The sequence below is a fragment of the Pseudomonas sp. SDO5215_S409 genome (assembly GCF_054071325.1).
The window spans coordinates 1-17,416 of the sequence record NZ_JBSVWN010000080.1; the positions used below are offsets into that span (position 1 = coordinate 1).

A 17,416-nucleotide genomic window follows, 5' to 3' on the forward strand; every position below is an offset into this window, starting at 1 on the left:
TGTCGTAGACGAACCCGTCCCGGCGGCGCAGCATTTCGGCCAGTAGCAGCGCAATCGCGCCGCCCAGGCTATGGCCGGTGATGATGAGGGTCTGGCCGTTGTGAAACTTGTCCAGGTAAATAACGACAAACTCGCGAAGGGCCTGTGCGGCGCCGTAAAAGCCACGGTGGGCCTGGCCGACACCCTCAGAGGGTTCAAGCGGGGCCTGGTTCGCGTCGATATCACGAAACAAATCCCAGGCACTGGCGGTGCCGCGTATGGAGAGCAGGATCACTTCGTCGGTGTGGGTGATGAAGGCTTGGGTGTCGGTGTTGGCGCCGTCAAACTGCGTATCGTCGAAGAAGTGAAGTTTGGCGGGGTTCTCTTGTGCGCTGCCCCTTTCGGGGTTGTTTTCCGGGTAGAGCTCAGGGTCAAACGGCAGCACTTCTAGCCGTTTGGAGTACGGCACGTCCTTATACAACGGGTAATGCGGCAAGTCGTTTTTCTGGCCTGCATCGACGCGCCAGATCTCATCGGACTTGGCCAGGGCATCGCCAAACCAATTGCCGCTGCTGGGTTGCAACGGGAACGTTACCGTTTTGCTGAGCACCGGGTGCTCGTCGGGGTCCTGGCCGAAGGGGGCGTAACTGAGCGTTGCCATTAATGCCAGTTGGTACAGGTTGAGTGCGCAGAAGTCGTGCTGGGTCGACAGTAGCGGAAGGAGCGCTCTTAAAGGGCGAACTTCCAGTACATGGTGTTTGTTGGGCAATAGCGGTATGCCAAAGCGCTTTGCAAGTTCGGGTTCGTAACCGATTCGCCCTTTAACCGGCAGCGGGCGAAAGAGCGCGGTCAGATGATGAAGCGGCGCGAACGTGCGTGGCGCTAGGGGCGGGAGATGGGCCACATGTTCCACCAACTCGCGGACTTCCACTTGATAGAAGGCGCCAGGGTCGGCGTTAACGTGGGCGGGGTTGGATAACGTGCGGCTGTTGTCCTTATTGATGAATTGGGTTTTCTCGGCTCGTACTTGTAAATCGGTAATCGGAAGTGGGTAGTGCTCCCGCTCTTTTAACCCCACATAAAATTTTTCATGCCCTTGATACGGTTGGTTAAGACGCAGTTCCAAAGGACCACAATAATGGCCAGCCACATGGCCGACCCCGTTGGCATCCAATTTTCCGGTGTAAATAACGTCCTCGTAATCAATCAGCTGGTAGGTCAACCCCGCGTAGGGTTGACCGCTGCCAAACTCATCCACCAATTGAAACCGTGTGGAACTTCCCCACACCGGGCACGCCAGTTGCTCGCCTTGCATGAACGGCCGGTCACGTTCTTTAAGGGGAATAAGGCTCATGGCGTCACCTCCTTATTCTCGGTGCATCCCGGGTAAATCGTGCAGGTGTCTCGACCGTCCGGCATCCGGAACGTGCTGAAGTCCTTGTCGTTGCCAAAACAGAAGGCGTATTGGTCGTCGAACCCCTCACCCATGCAGCGCTTCCAACCACCGGGCACCTTGACCCAGGTGTCGCCCATGTAAGGCCGCTCTTGATCCGCTAACTTGACCTTGAGCCGCACCGTCTTCCCCGGCAGTTGATCCAGCGTATACGCCGCAAACGGGCGCCACCGGGTCACGTTGCCTTGCGCATCGGTGTCTTTGCAATCGAGGATCTTTACCAGCCGGCGCAACGTGCCCGAGGTGCGAAACAGCCATTGGCACTGCGCGTAAAACACGCTCTCCCCCGCCGCGTTGAACGTGCCTTTACGGCGCTCATCCAACGTGTAACGCACCGCAACTTGCCCATAGTCAGCGCCAAAGTCGGTGACGTGGTGGCTATAGGTTCCATAGACATCCACCTCCACACGGCGCAACACCAGCGGGCAGCCGCTCACGGTCCTGTACAGTTTCACGTCAGCGTTGGGCTGGGACTCGTTGCGCCAGTTTCGGTTGAACTGCACCTTGGTTTTTTTACCGCCTGGCACGCTGCAGGTTTGCCCTTGGGCGGGGACGTAAACGGCGGTGGCTTTGTAGTAAAAGTCTGGCGGCAGGTCGGCGGTGAACGTAAAGGTGTCCGCCGGGCTCGGCACCGAGCACCCCGTGAGAAGCACCAGTACGCCACCCGACACCCCGTGAACAAACAGGCGTCGTGCCCAGGCAATAGAAGATTGAGCCAACATAGGTTCTCCTTGAAAGCAGCGCACACAACCGCCATGCCCCGTGCACGGGCCAGCTCGGGCGCCAGCGCTGAGTCCCGGCACGCTAACAAGCAGGCATCAGATTGGATGCCAGACGCTTCCTGAAAACCTGAGGGATGTTTAAGTAGGAAAATGCTTCGGCGGGTCGTTTCCTGTCCCTTGAAGGCGCCACAGCTGGCAAAAAATTGTCTTTATTCCGTCACAGTCCGTTGCTACCGTTCCGGCGAAATATTTTGCAATATCCAGCCAGGATGCCTCGACCATGAACGACGAGCACGACAACCGCCCCTCCCACGAAACCGACGTCAACCCGCCCGTAGACACCAGCCGCCGTCGTTTCCTGGGGGGTGCGGCAGTGCTGGGCGTGGGCGCGACGCTGACGGCCTGCGGCAACACCAGCGAAACCCCGGCCACGCCGGTGGAACACCCGCTCACGCCGCAGGAGCTGGACAAGGCCTTGCAGGAGCAGGTGAAGACGGTGGTGGTGATCTACGCCGAGAACCGCAGTTTCAACAACTTGTTCGCCAATTTTCCAGGCGTCGAAAAACCCCTGTCAGCCCTGACCCCCAGCGAGTATCAACAGCGCGACCGTGACGGTAGCCTGCTGACCACCCTGCCACCGACCTGGGGCGGCGTGCTGCAAGTGGGCGAGCAGACGGTGGACGGGGTGACGTACCCCAACGGCACCCAGTTCCAGGAAAACCTGCCCAACGCGCCCTATGCGCTTAAAGGGCCGAACGGTGAAGACCAGCCAATGAGCCTGGTCACCCGTGACCTGTGGCACGTGTTTTATCAAAACCAGATGCAGATCAACGGCGGCAAGAACGATGCCTTCGTAGCCTGGGGCGACTCGGGCGGCCTGCTGATGGGGCATTACGCCCAAAGCCGCTACGCCCTGCGCCTGTGGGACGTGGCCAAAGAGTTCGTGCTCTGCGACAACTTCTTCCAGGGCGCCTTCGGTGGCTCGTTCATGAACCACCAATACCTGATCAGCGCCACGCCGCCGTTCTACCCGGACGCGGCCAACTCGGTGGCCAAGGCGCAAATCGCCACGCTGCAAAGCGACGACCCCACCGACCCGCGCCTCAAACCCCTGGACAAGTCCCCGGCCAGCGCCATGACCGGCCCACCGCAGTTCGGCCCCAGCGCCCTGACGCCTGACGGCTATGCGGTCAACACCCTGGCCCCGCCCTACTGGCCGACCTGGATCCGCGACACCGAGCGCCCGGACTATTCCAAGCCGGACCTGCCCACGGTGCTGGTGCCCCAGACCCACGAGCACATCGGCGACAAGCTGTCGAAAAAGAACATCGACTGGGCCTGGTACGCGGGCGCCTGGCAGGCCACGCTGGAGCAGTTCAAGGACTCGGGCGGCATCCCCAAGATCCCGAACTTCCAGTACCACCACCAGCCGTTCAACTACTTCCTGAAGCAAGGCCCGCAGAACCCGGCCGAACGCAGCAAACGCCTGCGCGACGGTGGGCTGGGCGATGACGTGAGCACCAACAAGTTCCTCGCCCAAGCCCAGGCCGGCACGCTGCCCGCCGTGACCTTCTACAAACCCCAGGGCAACCTGAACATGCACGCAGGCTACGCCGACGTGGCCTCGGGCGACCGTCACATCACCCGCGCCTTGAAAATCCTGCAGGAAAGCCCGCAGTGGAAAAACATGGTGGTGGTGGTCACCGTCGATGAAAACGGCGGTTGGTGGGACCACGTCGCACCGCCCAAGGGCGACCGCTGGGGCCCGGGCACCCGGATCCCGGCGCTGGTGGTATCGCCGTTTGCGCGCAAGGGCACGGTGGACCATACGGTGTACGACACCGCGTCGATCCTGCGCCTGATCACCCGGGTGTTCCAACTGGAGACGCTTGACGGCATCAAGCTGCGCGACGATGCCATGACCGCCCGTGGCCAGAAGCCCATGGGCGACTTGACCAACGCCTTGCACTTCACACGGTAGGCGCACTTGTCCAATAGCGACACGGGCGCAGATTTAGCACGCGGTTTTTCGGGTCAGACGCTACTGTGTGGGGGTGGGCCTTCACCCCGCGCAGACGGGCTTCGCTGACAAGGAATCGAGCATGTTTAAACTGACCGGGTTGTCCCTCGTCCTGGCCGCACTGAGCGTGAGTGCGGCCGCACAGGCAGACGTCGAGATCACGCTGGGCACCGCGCAACGGGTGACCCAGCTGTTCGCGTACCCCAACAACTGCAACGTGATCTGTTTTCGTCCCTGGACGCTTGAACAGACCGTGGAGCATTACCTCACCCAAAGCCTGCAGCGTGACGGTTACAGCCGGGCCAAGGTCGCCGTGAAGACCGATCACAACCAGCTCGTGGCCACGTTCAGCGGCGTGCCGGACACCTACGGCCAGCCCTTGACGCGCCTGTTGAACACCGCCGACTTGGCCTACCAGGGCGCGACAAAACTCAACAACGACGGCAAATGGCAGTTCAACTGGTACTTGTTCCTGCCGCTGGGCATGGCCCTGGAAAACCGCAAGAGCCTTGAGTTGCTGCACTTCCCGCCGGACTACTCGCTGACCCACTACCAGGATTACCTGGAGTCGGCCACCACCGACCGCTGGGCCGCCTTGTTGACCGACAACGGTATCCCCGCCGCGCAGACGCCGCAGTTCCAGACCATCATCGACATCGCGCCAATTGCCGCACCGGCCACGGCGGGCAAAGACCTGGAAGGCGTATACGGCTACTTCACCGACTACCAGACGCGGATGGTCAAAGAGTTGAGCCACACCGCCAGCGGTTCGCTGCCCATGGTCGCGTTCGGCGCACCCGTGCGCAGTTGGATCCAGCAACAATACGGGCAGGCCGTGCCGGTGCTGGGCCTGGCGCAGATCAGCCCGCAGCCGGGCAGCCAGGTGGCGGTGCTGGGCGCCAACCACCCCAGTTACATCTGGTACGCCGCCAGCCCGGACACCTACGCGGGCAACGAGCAGAAGGCCGACGAAGCCGGCCTTAAGGTCATGGGCCAGGACTTGAGCGCCGCCTGCTGGCAGGCCGCGATGGGCGACAAGCCCGCCAGCGACCCGAATGTGCAACTCAAGGGCTGCATGAACACCTGGCAGGTGACGCGCAAGGAGCAGACGTGCGAGCTGTTCTACACCTCGATTCGCGAACTGACGCCCGAACAGGCGAATGCCAAATGCGCGCAGCCAGCGATCAAAAGTCAGCTCAAACTACTGAAAAACCCGCTGCCCGCCCCGGCGCTCGAGGCATCGGCACTCTAGGGTGAAGGGGGTTTGTGAGCGTCCTACATCGAAGAGGGTCGATATCTACTGTCAGATTTGACAGTAGATATCGGCTACCACTTGCGCGAGTCTTGAGCCGAACCCATTCGCTGCAAGACTGACCGTCAAGGCACCACCGGCCAGTCGATGCAGCCCAGGTCGGGAGCGTTATGAAAACTCATACCATGGACATGGCCCCAGCAACACTCGGCGACTGCCTGTACCCTTTCAAGGCATTGCTCACCGAACACGGATACCCGTCCACACGGGACTACCAGGTGATGCGCGACAAGGACGGCGCGGGTAATGCCATCCAGACCCGCATCGCCTTTGACAGCCGCCTGTGCATCGCCAAAGTCTCGGGCCACGCCCTGAACGAGCGGCGCCAGCACACCTTGCAAGTGTCACCGCGCATCCACCTGTACGACCCGTGGTTCGCCGGGTTGCTGCGCCACTCCTGCAACCCGAACGCCTTTCTCGACACCACCTACCTGGAACTCTGGTCGGTGCAGCCGATTCCCACGGGCACCCTGCTGACGGTGGATTACGCCGTCACCGAGGACGCGCTGTTCCGGCAGTTTCCCTGCCAGTGCGGCGAGCTCAACTGCCGGGGCTGGATCGCCGGGCGCGATGAACCGCTGAACCTGCAAGGCCAGCAGTTCATGCAGCGATGGCGCGAGCGCAAAAGCCCCTAGGCGGTGCCCACCGGCCGCAAGCGATACTGCGGTGGCAACTGCTCGAAACCACTGATCGTGGTGTTCAGGCTTTTCCAGCGACCGTCCTTGATCCCGTAGATGCACCCGTGGATCGACAGGCCCTGCCCGCGATGCCAGGCATTTTGCACAATGCTGGTGTGGGCGACGTTGGCCACTTGCTGAATCACGTTCAGCTCGCAGAGACGGTCTACCTGCTCCTCTTCGGTGGGCAGCTTGGCCAGCAGTTCGCGGTTCTCGTAATACAAGTCGCGAATGGTGCGCAGCCAGCCGTCGATCAGGCCGAACTGGCGGTCTTGCATCGAGGCACGCACACCGCCGCAGCCGTAGTGGCCGGTGACGAGGATGTGTTTGACCTTGAGCACGTCCACCGCGTACTGGATCACCGACAGGCAGTTAAGGTCGGTGTGCAGCACCACGTTGGCCACGTTGCGGTGCACGAACAAGTCGCCCGGCAGCATGCCAACGATCTCGTTGGCGGGCACGCGGGCGTCGGAGCAGCCGATCCACAGGTATTCCGGGGTTTGCTGGCGGGCCAGCTTGGCGAAGAATTCGGGATCTTCCTGTTTGATCGCATCCGCCCAGCGTTCGTTGTTATCTAGCAGGTCTTGTAGTTCGTTCATCAGGGAAAGCCTCAGGAATGATGCGCAGCTTTGACAGACGCCCGCTCGTCGGGGTCACGCCCGGCGTTGGAATTGCTCGACACAAATTGTCTTGAATCTTAAAGACGTGCACCGGTCCACACAATAAGCCCCACAGTATGAGGATTGGCCATGACTGAATCACGACGTCCCTACGGCGCCCCGTCCCCCGCGCCGATTGATGACAACGAGGACCGCAGGGGTTCGATGCGCGAGCTGGATTTTGACCGGCAAGCCCCCTCAGCCGCCATCGGCGAAGAAATCCCGGTACACGAGCGCGAGCACCTGATTCCCGATGAACGGGCACGGGAAGCTGGGCTGACAGGCGCCTCCATGGCCGATCACGAGCCGACCGACGATGACATGAGCCCCGAAACGTTGATCCTGGAAGATGGCGCGCGGGACGCGCAGGAGCCGGGAGAAGGTGAAGCCGCGGACTGGGATTTGAGCGTGGTGGACGAGGACGAGATTGGCGGCGGCAACGGGCTCGATGAAGCGCAGTTGGCAGAGCGCGATCCAGTCGGGCGTTAGCGGACACGCCCGCGCCCCCCGGTTCGCAAATCAAAGCTGAGGGAGCGGGCGGTCCCGCGATGCTTTATTTAATCGACCAAGGTGCAGGCCATGACCACCGCGTCTTCACGCCCGCCTACCGCCGGGTAATAGTCGCGACGGCGGCCAATTTCGTTGAAGCCATAACGTTCGTACAGGCGAAACGCACCAGCATTGCTGTCGCGCACCTCCAGGAAACACTCCCGCGCACTGGCCTCGTAGGCCCGTGACATCAGGTGCTCCAGCAGTTTCAGGCCAAGGCCGCGCCCCTGGTTTTCCGGCTTGACGGTGATGTTCAGCAAGTGCGCCTCATCGAGGATGATCTGCACCACGCCGTGCCCCACCTGCTGCTCGCCCTCGAACATCAGCCAGATCTGGTACTTGCCCAGCCCGTCGAGAAAGATCCCGCGGGTCCAGGGGTGGCTGAACGCGGCGTATTCGATCTTCAGCACAGCGTCCAGGTCGGCCTCGGTCATCGGGCGAAAGGTTACAGCGTCACTCATCGGTCGGTTTCCAGCGCGCCATCAGCCGGCGCATGGCTTGCCACACATCAGCCTTACGCTGTGGCTCTTCCATTAACAGTTCCAGGCCCGGCAAGGCCCACACCGAGCCCAGGCCGTCCACTTGCAGCTCGCGATACCAGGCCTCGGCATTCGCCTCCCCTGCAAACCGCACGGCGGGCAGGCCGATCAGCCACAGGCAGACGCAGGGTTCATCCTCCAGGCGCGCCGACACAAAACCTTGCACAAAATCCCGTGCGGCCTCCGGGCCCTGGTCCATCGAGCCGCGCACCAGCAGCGGCCAACGCACCGGCTCGCCGATGATTTGCGGGCTGTCGGGCAGGCCGGCGGCGCGCAGCATGTCTTTGAGCAGCAGGTAGGCCGGGTCGCGGCTCTGGAAGCGCTCGCCGGTGGGCAACTCCACCAGCAGCAGGCAACGCCCGGCGCGCAGCAGTTGCAGCGCAAAACGCGGCGGCGGGACAACCGGGGCCTTGGTGACCGCTGGCGCTTCGTCGGCAGCTGCCACTGCCGGTTTGGCGACAGCAGACGGGCGTGGCACCTCGATTTTGACACGCTCGGCCGGCCGCGCCACCACCGGTTTGATGACCGCCAACGGCGGCGCCGCTTCCTCGCCCGCCCCCGCAAAAGCGTCTAACGGCGCCAGAGGCGCAAGCAGCTCGGGCCGCGAAGGGGCGGCAAAAGGCAGCTCGGTGCGGGGCAGCCAGTTGACCACCTGCATGGCGGTCAAGTAGGCGCGACGTCGGGACTCGATAAGCAAGGCTCGGCCACTTGTGGAGAACTAAAGAGCCGCGATTCTACCGCCCTTCGGCCATGATCGCCCACCGTTTAAGGGCGACCGCGCTCACCGGCTGACCGGCTGTGGATAAATCCCGCTGCCGATGCAGTACAATTGCGGCTTTTATCCGTCAACCAGCCGGCTATTCCAATGATCGAACCCAAGCGCGTCTTGCGCGCCCTCGCCGAACACTGGGCCCTGCTTGAGCCACTGTGCGAGCACTTCGACCAAGGCACCCTGAGCCTTGGCGAGCTGCGCGCCCAACTGGCCGCCCAACAACTGGACAGCACGCCGCAGGACATCACCAACCTGCTGGACGTGTGGATTCGCCTGGACATCCTGGTGCCTGTGGCCAAGAGCCCGAACCGTTTCGAGCTCAACGCACAGATCCACGACTTCCTGGCCTATCTTCGCAAGGAGCACCGGCTAGGCCTGTGCCTGGAAATCGAAGCCTACCTGCGCCACCTCGAGCGCCTGGCCGGTTATATCCAGGACGCCTTCGACATCCGTGATGGCCACGACCTGGCGCGCCAACTGCGCCTGTTGGACATGCGCGTGCGCGACGTGCTGAAAAAACTCGCCAACGACGAACAGGCCCTGGTCGCCGTGGCCGACCGCGCCAAGACCAGCGACCGGCAGATCCCGTTGCGCCAGCGCTATGCCGAGGTACTGGCGACCTGGGACGAGTACGTCGAACCCATGATCCAACTGGTGAACGCCGACGGCGCGTTCGAGCAAGGCGTGCGCAAGGTGGAAAACGTGCTGTTGCGCCTGCTCACCGAGCAACAACGCCTCGGCCAGCTGGTGGACGACGACATGCTGCTGCGCACCCACGCGCGCATCCTCGAAATGCAGACCAGCGCCCAGCTCACCCTGCGCCACGCGCGTGAACTGCTGTTGCCGCTGCGTGAAGAAGCGCGCCGCCACAACGCCGTGACCCGTGGCGCGGCGCTGGCCCTGTCGGCCATCCGCCGCAAAGGCCTGGACGCAGTGCCGCAAGCGGCGATGCCGATGTTCACCCGGCCACAGAGCACGTTTTTGGGCAGTGCCAACCAGGTCGAGGCCTACGTGTACGCCCTGGCGAAATTCGAACCCAAGCCCGCCCGCTTCCCCAAGGCGCACAAAGCCCACAAGGGCGAGCCGCCCAGGGCCCCGCGCACGGTCAAGGAAATGCTCGAGCGCTGCGAAGACGCCCTGCCGATGCCCGACCTGATGACCTGGCTGCTGGAGCAGGAACCGGACGGCGCCACCGACGAATTGCTGTACTGGTTCTCACGCCTCTCGCGGGAAAAACGCTTCAAGCGTGAACGCCTGGAACGACGGGACTACCACACACACGAGCACCAGGTCAGCCTGCGCTCCTTCGCCCTGCTCCCGGCCAGCATTGACGCGGCCGAGAATTCTGCGAGCACCCCTCATGCATCTTGATCTATCCAAACTGTCCCAACTGGCGCCGATCTTTCGCGAGCTGTTCAAGGGTTACCACGTCAGCCGCCGCGACCCGGAGCTGTACGCACAACTGTCGAACTTCCAGGACCAGTACCGCACGCTGTTCAAGGCGCTCGGTTTTGAACTGGTGTGCGACACCCGTGGTTTCTACTACTTCGTACCGGACAGCGCCGCCGCCGCGACGCAAGTGAACAAGACGGCCCAGCGCCTGGCGCTGTTCACGTTCATCATCGTGGAACACCTGGCCGACCAGGGCCGCGACCCGATTGCCGTGCTCGATGGCGGCAGCCTGGGCCGCGATGAACTGCCTTCGTTGCTGGAAAAGTACCGCGACCTGTTTATCCAGGCCGAAGTGCAGACCCAGGAAGAACTCGAAGAAAAGATCATGCGCCGCATGACCCAACTGGGTTTTGCCAACGAAGAAAACGGCGTGTACCGCTTCCTGCCGCCCATGCACCGCTTCCTTGATGTGTGCCTCTCGGTGCAGCAGGACCGCGACCTGGCGGCCAGCGTGCACAGCGTGCTGCCATTGCCTGCGCCGGTGATCGTCGACGAGGACAGTGACGAGAAGCTGCTCAAGACCGACGACCCGCTGGACTTGAGCGACTTTTCTGAAGAAAGCGAAGAAGACGCCCTGGCCCGTGCCATTGCCGAAGAACAGGAGCACGAAGCATGAGTAAGGAACGCTACGGCATTCGCCGCTTTGCCCTGTTGAACACCGCCGGTTACAGCCTGGGGCTGTTCCCGCTGGAAGAGCCGCTGTCGGTGTACGGCGCGAACAACCTCGGCAAGTCCGCTTCGATCAACGCCTTGCAGTTCCCGATACTGGCGCGCATGTCGGACATGAGTTTCGGCAAGTACACCCTGGAGCAGTCCCGGCGGTTCTACTTTGCCTCCGACACCAGCTACATCCTGGTGGAAGTCGCCCTGCCCCACGGCCCGCACGTGATCGGCGTGGTCGGTCGCGGCCCGGGTGGCGGCTTTGGTCACCAGTTCTTTGCCTATGCGGGCAAACTCGACCTGGCGCATTACCAGAAGAACGACACCTGCCTGCGTCAGAAAGAGCTGTTCACCAACCTTGAGCGCGAAGGCCTGAAAGCCTACGAGCTCAAGCCCGATGAACTACGGCGCTTGCTGGTAGGCGGCCACACGTCGATCCCGCTGGACCTGACCCTGATTCCGCTGCGCTCCACCAGCGAGCAGAGCCTGAAGACCTTCCGCGCGTTGTTTATCAACCTGCTGCACATGCGCGAAATCACCGCCGCCAAACTCAAGCAGCTGTTCCTCGATGCGTTTGAACACAGCTTGCGTTCCGGCAGCGTGGACTACATCGCCGCGTGCGAAGAAGCCTTCCGCGACGTACGACGCATGGAGCAGGACTACAACTCGCTGGTCGCCGCTGGCCCGCTGGTAGAAGCCCTGTCCAACGGCGTGAAACAGCGTGATGTCTTGCGCGGCAAATTGCATCGCCTGTCGCCGCTGCTCGACTCGTTGCTGGGCACCTGGTCGGACTACGCCGGGGCGCGCAAGGAAGAGCTGACGATCCAGGCCGAGCATTACCGCAACGAGCAGGACTCGCTGCAAAACGATCAGCGCGGCGGCACGCAGGAACTGATGCGCCTGGAGCGGGAAATCAGCGGGATCCAGCGCTGGCTGGGTGAGTTGTCGGTGTTGAAAAACCGCTTCGCGCTGGTGGATGACGTCAAGGTGCTGGAGCAGCAACTGCTGGCGGCCAAGGACGCTCACGATGAGCTGGCCGGCGCCTTGGCGCAGTCCCGCCAGTTCAGCGCCGAGGACCTGGACGAGCGTCTGCGAGACCTGGAAAAACGCCTGAAGTCGGTCAAGCAGCAGCTTGATCACGCCGACAACAACAGCTACGCCAAGCTGCGCGAAGAATTCTCACAGCAGGATGTCGAGCGCCTGATGCGCCTGTTCAACAGTTCGTTGTTCAGTTTGCCGCTGGGCGAGCACGGCATCACGCTGGACGAGGACGGTCAGTGGGTCAAATCCCTGGAGCAGATCCTCGATGGTTTCAGCGGTGAGCGCTTTGAAGTGCCGGGGCTGTCCATCGACATCTCCCACATCGAGCCCCCGGCGCTGCAAGCCCTGGCGGACCGCGCCGCCCTGCGCGACCAGAAAGAGCGCCTGGAAAAAGAACTCAAGCAACTGAAAACCCAGCAAGCCGTGGCGGCCGACCGCGCGGCGAGCAAGACCCAAACGGAAGCGCTGTACCAGCAGGTGCTGGATGCACAGAAAGCCCTGGAAGATTTCCGCCGCACGCAAACCCTGAGCGCCGAGGAAGGCGAGAAGCTGGAGCAACTGGCGCAGATGGAAGCGGCGCAGGACGAGTTGAAGCGCTCCAGCGATGCGTTCACCGAGCGCGTCCAGCAACTGTCGGCCAAGTTGCAACTGGTGGGTCGCCAGATCGCCGACATGGAAGCCAAGCAACGCACGCTGGATGACGCCCTGCGTCGCCGTCAGTTGCTACCGGCGGACTTGCCGTTCGGCACGCCGTTCATGGACCCGGTCGACGACTCCATGGACAACCTGCTGCCGCTGCTCAACGACTATCAGGACAGCTGGCAGGGCCTGCTGCGCGCCGATGGCCAGATCGAGGCGCTGTACGCCCAGGTGCGCCTGAAGGGCGTGGCCAAGTTCGACAGCGAAGATGACGTGGAGCGGCGCCTGCAACTGCTGATCAACGCCTATGCGCACCGCACCGACGAGGCCCTGACCCTGGGCAAGGCGCGCCGGGCGGCGGTCACTGACATTGCGCGGACCTTGCGCAATATCCGCAGCGACTACGACAGCCTTGAGCATCAGTTGGCGCTGTTCAACCGTGAGATCAACAAACGCCAGGTGTCCAACCTGCAGAGCTTTCGCATCGTGCTGGCGCCAAACAAGGAAGCGCTCAAGCATATCGACCAGATCATCCACAGTGCCGGTCAGTATGAAGAAGGCGAAACCCTGTCGGTGTTCGACCTGAGCCAGAGCGCCGAGCAAGACAACAAGAACGAAGAGGCCAAGGAGTACCTGGCACGGCTGGTAGCCGCCAACCATAACCAGTTGGGCTTGAAGGACTTGTTTGAGCTGGCGTTCGAGATCACCAAGGTCAATGGCCAGCCGATCATTCACACCGACATCGACGGCGCCGCCTCCAACGGCACCACCATGACCATCAAGGCGCTGACCAACATGTATTTGTTGCTGCACTTGATGGACCGCGACCTGGCCGGGCGGGTGCGCTTGCCGTACTACCTGGACGAGGCCGCGGACATCGACGAAAAAAACCAGGCGGCGTTGCTGGAAACCAGTTTGCAACTGGGCTTCGTACCGATTCTGGCAAGCGTTAAGCCGCAGGTGTCCGCTCAGGTGGCCATCGACCTGGAAGGCGGCAGCGGGCCGAACGGGATCTACATCGACGAGGCGGACTGGAAGTACATCCGTCGCCACGATGTGGTGAAAGCGACGATGAATGTGCAGGCCGATGAGCCGGAGCTGGATGAAGCCTGATCGGCTGCACTGACAGGCAAAAAGGCCGCGATCGTTTGGATCGCGGCCTTTTTTCATGGGGCTTTTTTAGCGCCCGGGGTTATTTGCCGAGCGGGATTTTCGGCGCCCAGGTCAGCCATTCATCCTCGAACTTGTCGAACAGTGCGAAGGTTTGCTCCGGGCGTGCCGCATTGCCCATGCGCTCGCCGTCTGGGGTGGCAAACGCGATGCCGCCAGCGATCAACGTCTCCAGGGACTCGGTGCGCACGGTCGCGCCCTTGAACAGACCGAAATCGACGCCAAAGCCGCTGGTGTTCCAGAAGCGGCTGCCGGTACGCACCAGTGGCGCGTACTTGGGCTCGATGAGGATGTGGATGAGCACGCGGTCAGCGGTCTGGCCCAGTTCATAGCCCGTGACCTTGCCGACGGTCACTTCGCGGTAGGTCACCGGCACACCTTCCTTGAGCGAGCCACGACGGGCGGCGCTGAGCGTAAGGCTCAGGCCCGCCTCTTGGTGGACGGCCTCTGGCGGCTGGTCCAGGGCCACGAAGTTTTTCTGCGGGCCGACGCTTTTGGCGGCGGGCTGCACTTCGATGTATTGCCCGGTGACCAGGGTTTCCAGGTTGGACGTTTTCATCAGGCCCAGTTCAGGCTTGACCACCCAGAACTGGCTACCGGTGCGCGCGATGCGGTCTGCGACTTGGGTGATCCGTGCGCCCAGCAAGACCGATTGCAGGTCGGCGCTCAGGTCCACGCTTTCGATCTTGCCCACGTCCAGGCCTTTGAAACGTACCGGCGTACCGGGGCGCAGGCCGTCGGCGCGATCGACCTTGATGGTGACCAGTGTGCCGCGTTGATTGGCGGCCTCACGGTCCGAGAACAGGCGAAAACGTGGGATGCGCTTTTTGAGCGGCACGTTTGGCTCGGGGGTTTCAAAGGCGATCCCGCCGGCCATGAGGCTGGCCAGGGATTCGCTTTTTACCTGGATGCCGCCGGTGAGGCCGCCGGTGAGGGTCACGCCACTGGCATTCCAAAAACGTGTCGAGCCATTCACCAGGTTTTCGTATTCTTTCTCGATGTGTACGCCGATCACCAGTTGCTTGTTCTTGCGCGAGAACTGGTAGCTCTGCACCGAACCGACCTTGACCTGCTTGTAGAGGACCGGGCTGCCGACGTCCAGGGAACCCAGGTTGTCGGTGAACAGCACCATGTGCAGGCCCGGCGAGCGCAGGTCCAGCGGCGGCGCCTTGGCCCGGGCGACAAACTCGCGTTGCGGGGTGGTGCCCTTGTCGCCGGGGCGGATGGCGATGTAATTACCTTTGACCAGGGCTTCCAGGCCGGTGATGCCCGCCAGGGAAATGGACGGCTTGACCACCCAGAATTGGGTGTCTTGCACCAGGTAGTCTTCGGCCAGCGGGTCGAGGGTCAGTTCGGCGTTGGCGCTGGACAGGTCGGGGTCGATCTTCAGGGTCTTCAGGCTGCCGACCTGGATGCCTTTGTACATCACAGGCGTGCGGCCAGCTTGCAGGCCTTCAAAGTCGGTGAGTTTGATCTTGACCTTGATACCGGCTGCGGCCGCGTCGAAGTCCTCGTACAGGCGAAACGGCAGGGTGGGGTCGGTGGGCGGGCTGTCCTTGCGGTTTTCCGGGGTGGCAAAGGCGATCCCGCCAGCGACGATGCTGGCCAGGGACTCACTGCGCACTTTGACGCCGGAGAGGTTGGCGTCGATGCTGATGCCGCTGGCGTTCCAGAAACGCGTGTGTTTGCGCACCAGGCTTGCGTAGTTGGGTTCGATGAAGACTTTGATCTCGACCGTGCTCTGGTCTTCGGACAGCAGGTAACTTTTGACCTGGCCGACTTTGATCTGTTTGTAGAACACCGGACTGCCACGGTTCAGCGAGCCGAGGCGATCGGCCTTGATGGTCAGATGCAGGCCAGGCTTGGCGTCTGACAGCGGCGGCTCTTCAGCGAGTGCCTTGAATTTGCGCGAGGGCTCGCCATCGCCGGGGCTTGCCGCAATGTAGTTGCCGGACACCAGGGTTTCCAGGCCCGTGATCCCCGCCAGGCTGACGCTGGGCTTGACCAACCAGAAGCGGGTGTTGGTCTTGAGGTATTGCTCCACGTCCTTGTCCATCTCGATGGTGGCAATCACCCCGCGATTGCTGCCCTGATCATCCAGGGCCAGGGTCTTGACCTTGCCCACGGGCATGCCTTTGTAGACCACTTCGGTCTTGTTGACCTGGATCCCTTCGCCGCTTTCAAAGCGAACCTGGATTTCGATGCCTTGTTGGTTGTAGGCACGCCATCCCAGCCAGCCCCCGATGATCAGGGCAATCAAGGGCAGTACCCATATGGCCGACCAGTTGGAGGCTGGGCGGGTTTTAGCCTTAGGCAATTCACTCATGGTCGTCGTCCGACTCCGTGTTATCCCAAATCAGTCGGGGATCGAAGGTTACTGCAGCAAGCATTGTCAAAATCACCACACTGGCGAACGCCACGGCGCCGAGATTAGCCTCGACGCTGGCCAGTCGCCCAAAGTTTACGACGGCCACCAGGATGGCGATCACGAAGATATCCAGCATGGACCAGCGGCCAATGAATTCGATAAAGCGGTACATGATAATGCGTTGTTGTGCCGAAAGCGGCTGGTGGCGCTGCACCGAGAACAGCAGCAGGCCGATGCCTACCAGTTTGAAGGTGGGCACCAGGATGCTGGCAATGAACACCACGGCTGCGATCGGAAACATGCCGTGCTGCATTAATTGGATGACGCCCGCCATGATGGTGCTCGGGTCGCCCTGGCCCAGGGAGTTAATCGTCATGATCGGAAGCAGGTTGGCCGGGATGTACAAGATGGCCGCCGTGATCAACAACGCCCAGGTACGCGTCAGGCTGTTTGGGCGACGGGCATGGACCAACGCGCCGCAACGGGTGCAGGTTTGCTCGTCGGCGTGGAGGTCTTGCCTGTTCAATTCGTGACATTCGGTACAGATCAGAATGCCTGCATCAATCGCCCGCATGAACGTCCTCCCCGGACAATGCGTCCCAGATCTGGTGAGGTGACATCACCACTTCCAGCAGCACTTGCACCATCAATAGCGCAATAAAGCAAGCCAGGCCGAGGCCCACGGTGAGCGAGGCCATGTCAGCCAACTTTACAATCGCCACCAGTACGCCCATCAGGTAGACCTCGAGCATTCCCCAGTCCCGCAGGTGGTGGTAGATACGATAGAACAGCAACCCGTAGCTGCGACCGATATTCAGGCGAATGCTCAACAGAACAGCCAGTTGGCAGAGCAGCTTGAGCAGGGGAATGCCCATGCTGCACAGGAAAACCACGACGGCAATGCCTTGCATGTCGGTGTTGAACAGGCCGACGACGCCGCTCCAGACGGTGTCTTGGGAAGACTGCCCGAGTAGATTGAGCTGCATGATGGGTAGAAAGTTCGCCGGGACATACAACAGGAGCGCCGCCAGTACCAAGGCGAGGCTGCGCTCGACCACGTTGTGACGATGAGCGTAAAGCTCGTAGCCGCAACGCGGGCACTGGGCTTTTTCGCCGAGGGCGAGCACGGGCTTGCGCATCAGCAGGTCGCATTCATGGCAGGCCACCAGGTCGTCCAGCGGCAGATCCGACACCTCAAGGGTATCAACCGGGTCGGGCATACGGAGCTCGAACTCTAAAAAAGGTTAGGCGCGTATTCTAGTGGTCTGGTTCCGAAATAACTGTGCAAATTTGTTGGCGAGGGTGTCAGAAATTTTGTGTTCGGGCATAACATGAGTAAGAGGTGCATGTATGCCAACCAAAAAGAAACCCTTGCGTGACCTGCCCAAAATCCCCAAAGAGCTG

Annotated in this window: 15 protein-coding genes; 7 read left to right on the forward strand and 8 right to left on the reverse strand. The window is 61.8% G+C overall.

Features of this window, described 5'->3' with window-relative positions; all coding sequences use genetic code 11:
- Together ACW9H9_RS26535 and ACW9H9_RS26540 are read right to left on the reverse strand one after the other, a co-directional pair.
- Positions 1 to 1,333 (reverse strand): lipase family protein (locus ACW9H9_RS26535; RefSeq protein ID WP_457370549.1); only part of this gene is annotated, 1,333 nt, incomplete at its 3' end.
- Complete coding sequence (locus tag ACW9H9_RS26540) at positions 1,330 to 2,154, reverse strand: hypothetical protein (protein ID WP_457346294.1); 825 nt, start codon at positions 2,152 to 2,154, stop codon at positions 1,330 to 1,332. The genes ACW9H9_RS26535 and ACW9H9_RS26540, both read right to left, overlap by 4 nt.
- Before the next feature lie 280 nt (positions 2,155 to 2,434).
- On the opposite strand from ACW9H9_RS26540, the gene acpA reads away from it, so the two are divergent.
- From acpA to ACW9H9_RS26555, 3 genes are all read left to right on the forward strand, one after another.
- Positions 2,435 to 4,135: an acid phosphatase gene (acpA, locus tag ACW9H9_RS26545; RefSeq protein WP_457346295.1), complete on the forward strand. Its 1,701-nt coding sequence runs from the start codon at positions 2,435 to 2,437 to the stop codon at positions 4,133 to 4,135.
- 121 nt (positions 4,136 to 4,256) lie between these two features.
- Positions 4,257 to 5,426, forward strand: a complete 1,170-nt coding sequence (locus ACW9H9_RS26550; protein ID WP_457346296.1) for a hypothetical protein — start codon at positions 4,257 to 4,259, stop codon at positions 5,424 to 5,426.
- A 170-nt stretch (positions 5,427 to 5,596) separates the two neighbouring features.
- The gene (locus ACW9H9_RS26555; RefSeq protein ID WP_457346297.1) at positions 5,597 to 6,121 is read left to right on the forward strand and encodes an SET domain-containing protein-lysine N-methyltransferase; all 525 of its coding nucleotides are present in this window, start codon (positions 5,597 to 5,599) and stop codon (positions 6,119 to 6,121) included.
- Here ACW9H9_RS26555 and can read toward each other — a convergent pair.
- Positions 6,118 to 6,762: a carbonate dehydratase gene (gene can, locus ACW9H9_RS26560; protein ID WP_457346299.1), complete on the reverse strand. Its 645-nt coding sequence runs from the start codon at positions 6,760 to 6,762 to the stop codon at positions 6,118 to 6,120. The two genes, ACW9H9_RS26555 and can, sit on opposite strands and share 4 nt — an antisense overlap.
- 150 nt (positions 6,763 to 6,912) lie before the next feature.
- Between can and ACW9H9_RS26565 the strand changes: the two genes are divergently transcribed.
- On the forward strand, positions 6,913 to 7,311 hold the full coding sequence (locus ACW9H9_RS26565; protein ID WP_457346300.1) for a serine kinase/phosphatase: 399 nt from the start codon (positions 6,913 to 6,915) through the stop codon (positions 7,309 to 7,311).
- 68 nt (positions 7,312 to 7,379) lie between these two features.
- Here ACW9H9_RS26565 and rimI read toward each other — a convergent pair whose 3' ends face one another.
- Positions 7,380 to 7,832, reverse strand: a complete 453-nt coding sequence (gene rimI / locus ACW9H9_RS26570; RefSeq protein WP_457346302.1) for a ribosomal protein S18-alanine N-acetyltransferase — start codon at positions 7,830 to 7,832, stop codon at positions 7,380 to 7,382.
- Positions 7,825 to 8,568: an energy transducer TonB gene (locus ACW9H9_RS26575; RefSeq protein WP_457346311.1), complete on the reverse strand. Its 744-nt coding sequence runs from the start codon at positions 8,566 to 8,568 to the stop codon at positions 7,825 to 7,827. Before ACW9H9_RS26575 ends, rimI begins: the two co-directional genes overlap by 8 nt.
- 207 nt (positions 8,569 to 8,775) lie before the next feature.
- Between ACW9H9_RS26575 and mksB the strand changes: the two genes are divergently transcribed.
- Genes mksB through mksF form a run of 3 tightly spaced genes read left to right on the forward strand, consistent with a single transcriptional unit; the run spans position 8,776 to position 13,587 of the window.
- Entirely contained in the window at positions 8,776 to 10,053 is a 1,278-nt protein-coding gene (gene mksB / locus ACW9H9_RS26580; protein ID WP_457346303.1) for an Mks condensin complex protein MksB, read from the forward strand.
- On the forward strand, positions 10,043 to 10,750 hold the full coding sequence (gene mksE / locus ACW9H9_RS26585; RefSeq protein WP_457346304.1) for an Mks condensin complex protein MksE: 708 nt from the start codon (positions 10,043 to 10,045) through the stop codon (positions 10,748 to 10,750). The genes mksB and mksE overlap by 11 nt, the downstream gene beginning before the upstream one ends.
- A complete protein-coding gene (gene mksF / locus ACW9H9_RS26590; protein WP_457346306.1) occupies positions 10,747 to 13,587 on the forward strand; it encodes an Mks condensin complex protein MksF in 2,841 nt (946 codons plus the stop codon). The genes mksE and mksF overlap by 4 nt, the downstream gene beginning before the upstream one ends.
- Before the next feature lie 79 nt (positions 13,588 to 13,666).
- Here the strand turns inward: mksF and ACW9H9_RS26595 are convergent, their stop codons facing one another.
- From ACW9H9_RS26595 to ACW9H9_RS26605, 3 genes are read right to left on the reverse strand one after another with little or no spacing between them, the layout of a single operon-like run.
- Entirely contained in the window at positions 13,667 to 15,970 is a 2,304-nt protein-coding gene (locus ACW9H9_RS26595; RefSeq protein ID WP_457346308.1) for an MlaD family protein, read from the reverse strand.
- Positions 15,963 to 16,586 carry a paraquat-inducible protein A gene (locus ACW9H9_RS26600; RefSeq protein ID WP_457346309.1) on the reverse strand — a complete coding sequence of 208 codons (624 nt, stop codon included), beginning with the start codon at positions 16,584 to 16,586 and terminating at the stop codon, positions 15,963 to 15,965. Before ACW9H9_RS26600 ends, ACW9H9_RS26595 begins: the two co-directional genes overlap by 8 nt.
- Positions 16,573 to 17,232 (reverse strand): paraquat-inducible protein A, encoded by a 660-nt coding sequence (locus tag ACW9H9_RS26605; protein WP_457346310.1) that lies wholly within the window; start codon positions 17,230 to 17,232, stop codon positions 16,573 to 16,575. The genes ACW9H9_RS26600 and ACW9H9_RS26605 overlap by 14 nt, the downstream gene beginning before the upstream one ends.
- Positions 17,233 to 17,416 lie beyond the last annotated feature (184 nt).

Excerpts from the sequence above, each read along its gene's own strand:
- acpA (WP_457346295.1), top strand. The coding sequence starts at position 2,435 with ATGAACGACGAGCACGACAACCGCCCCTCCCACGAAACCGACGTCAAC.
- ACW9H9_RS26605 (WP_457346310.1), bottom strand. The coding sequence starts at position 17,232 with ATGCCCGACCCGGTTGATACCCTTGAGGTGTCGGATCTGCCGCTGGAC.
- ACW9H9_RS26575 (WP_457346311.1), bottom strand. The coding sequence starts at position 8,568 with ATGCAGGTGGTCAACTGGCTGCCCCGCACCGAGCTGCCTTTTGCCGCC.
- mksE (WP_457346304.1), top strand. The coding sequence starts at position 10,043 with ATGCATCTTGATCTATCCAAACTGTCCCAACTGGCGCCGATCTTTCGC.
- ACW9H9_RS26595 (WP_457346308.1), bottom strand. The coding sequence starts at position 15,970 with ATGAGTGAATTGCCTAAGGCTAAAACCCGCCCAGCCTCCAACTGGTCG.
- ACW9H9_RS26540 (WP_457346294.1), bottom strand. The coding sequence starts at position 2,154 with ATGTTGGCTCAATCTTCTATTGCCTGGGCACGACGCCTGTTTGTTCAC.
- mksF (WP_457346306.1), top strand. The coding sequence starts at position 10,747 with ATGAGTAAGGAACGCTACGGCATTCGCCGCTTTGCCCTGTTGAACACC.
- mksB (WP_457346303.1), top strand. The coding sequence starts at position 8,776 with ATGATCGAACCCAAGCGCGTCTTGCGCGCCCTCGCCGAACACTGGGCC.
- ACW9H9_RS26600 (WP_457346309.1), bottom strand. The coding sequence starts at position 16,586 with ATGCGGGCGATTGATGCAGGCATTCTGATCTGTACCGAATGTCACGAA.
- ACW9H9_RS26550 (WP_457346296.1), top strand. The coding sequence starts at position 4,257 with ATGTTTAAACTGACCGGGTTGTCCCTCGTCCTGGCCGCACTGAGCGTG.
- ACW9H9_RS26565 (WP_457346300.1), top strand. The coding sequence starts at position 6,913 with ATGACTGAATCACGACGTCCCTACGGCGCCCCGTCCCCCGCGCCGATT.
- can (WP_457346299.1), bottom strand. The coding sequence starts at position 6,762 with ATGAACGAACTACAAGACCTGCTAGATAACAACGAACGCTGGGCGGAT.
- rimI (WP_457346302.1), bottom strand. The coding sequence starts at position 7,832 with ATGAGTGACGCTGTAACCTTTCGCCCGATGACCGAGGCCGACCTGGAC.
- ACW9H9_RS26555 (WP_457346297.1), top strand. The coding sequence starts at position 5,597 with ATGAAAACTCATACCATGGACATGGCCCCAGCAACACTCGGCGACTGC.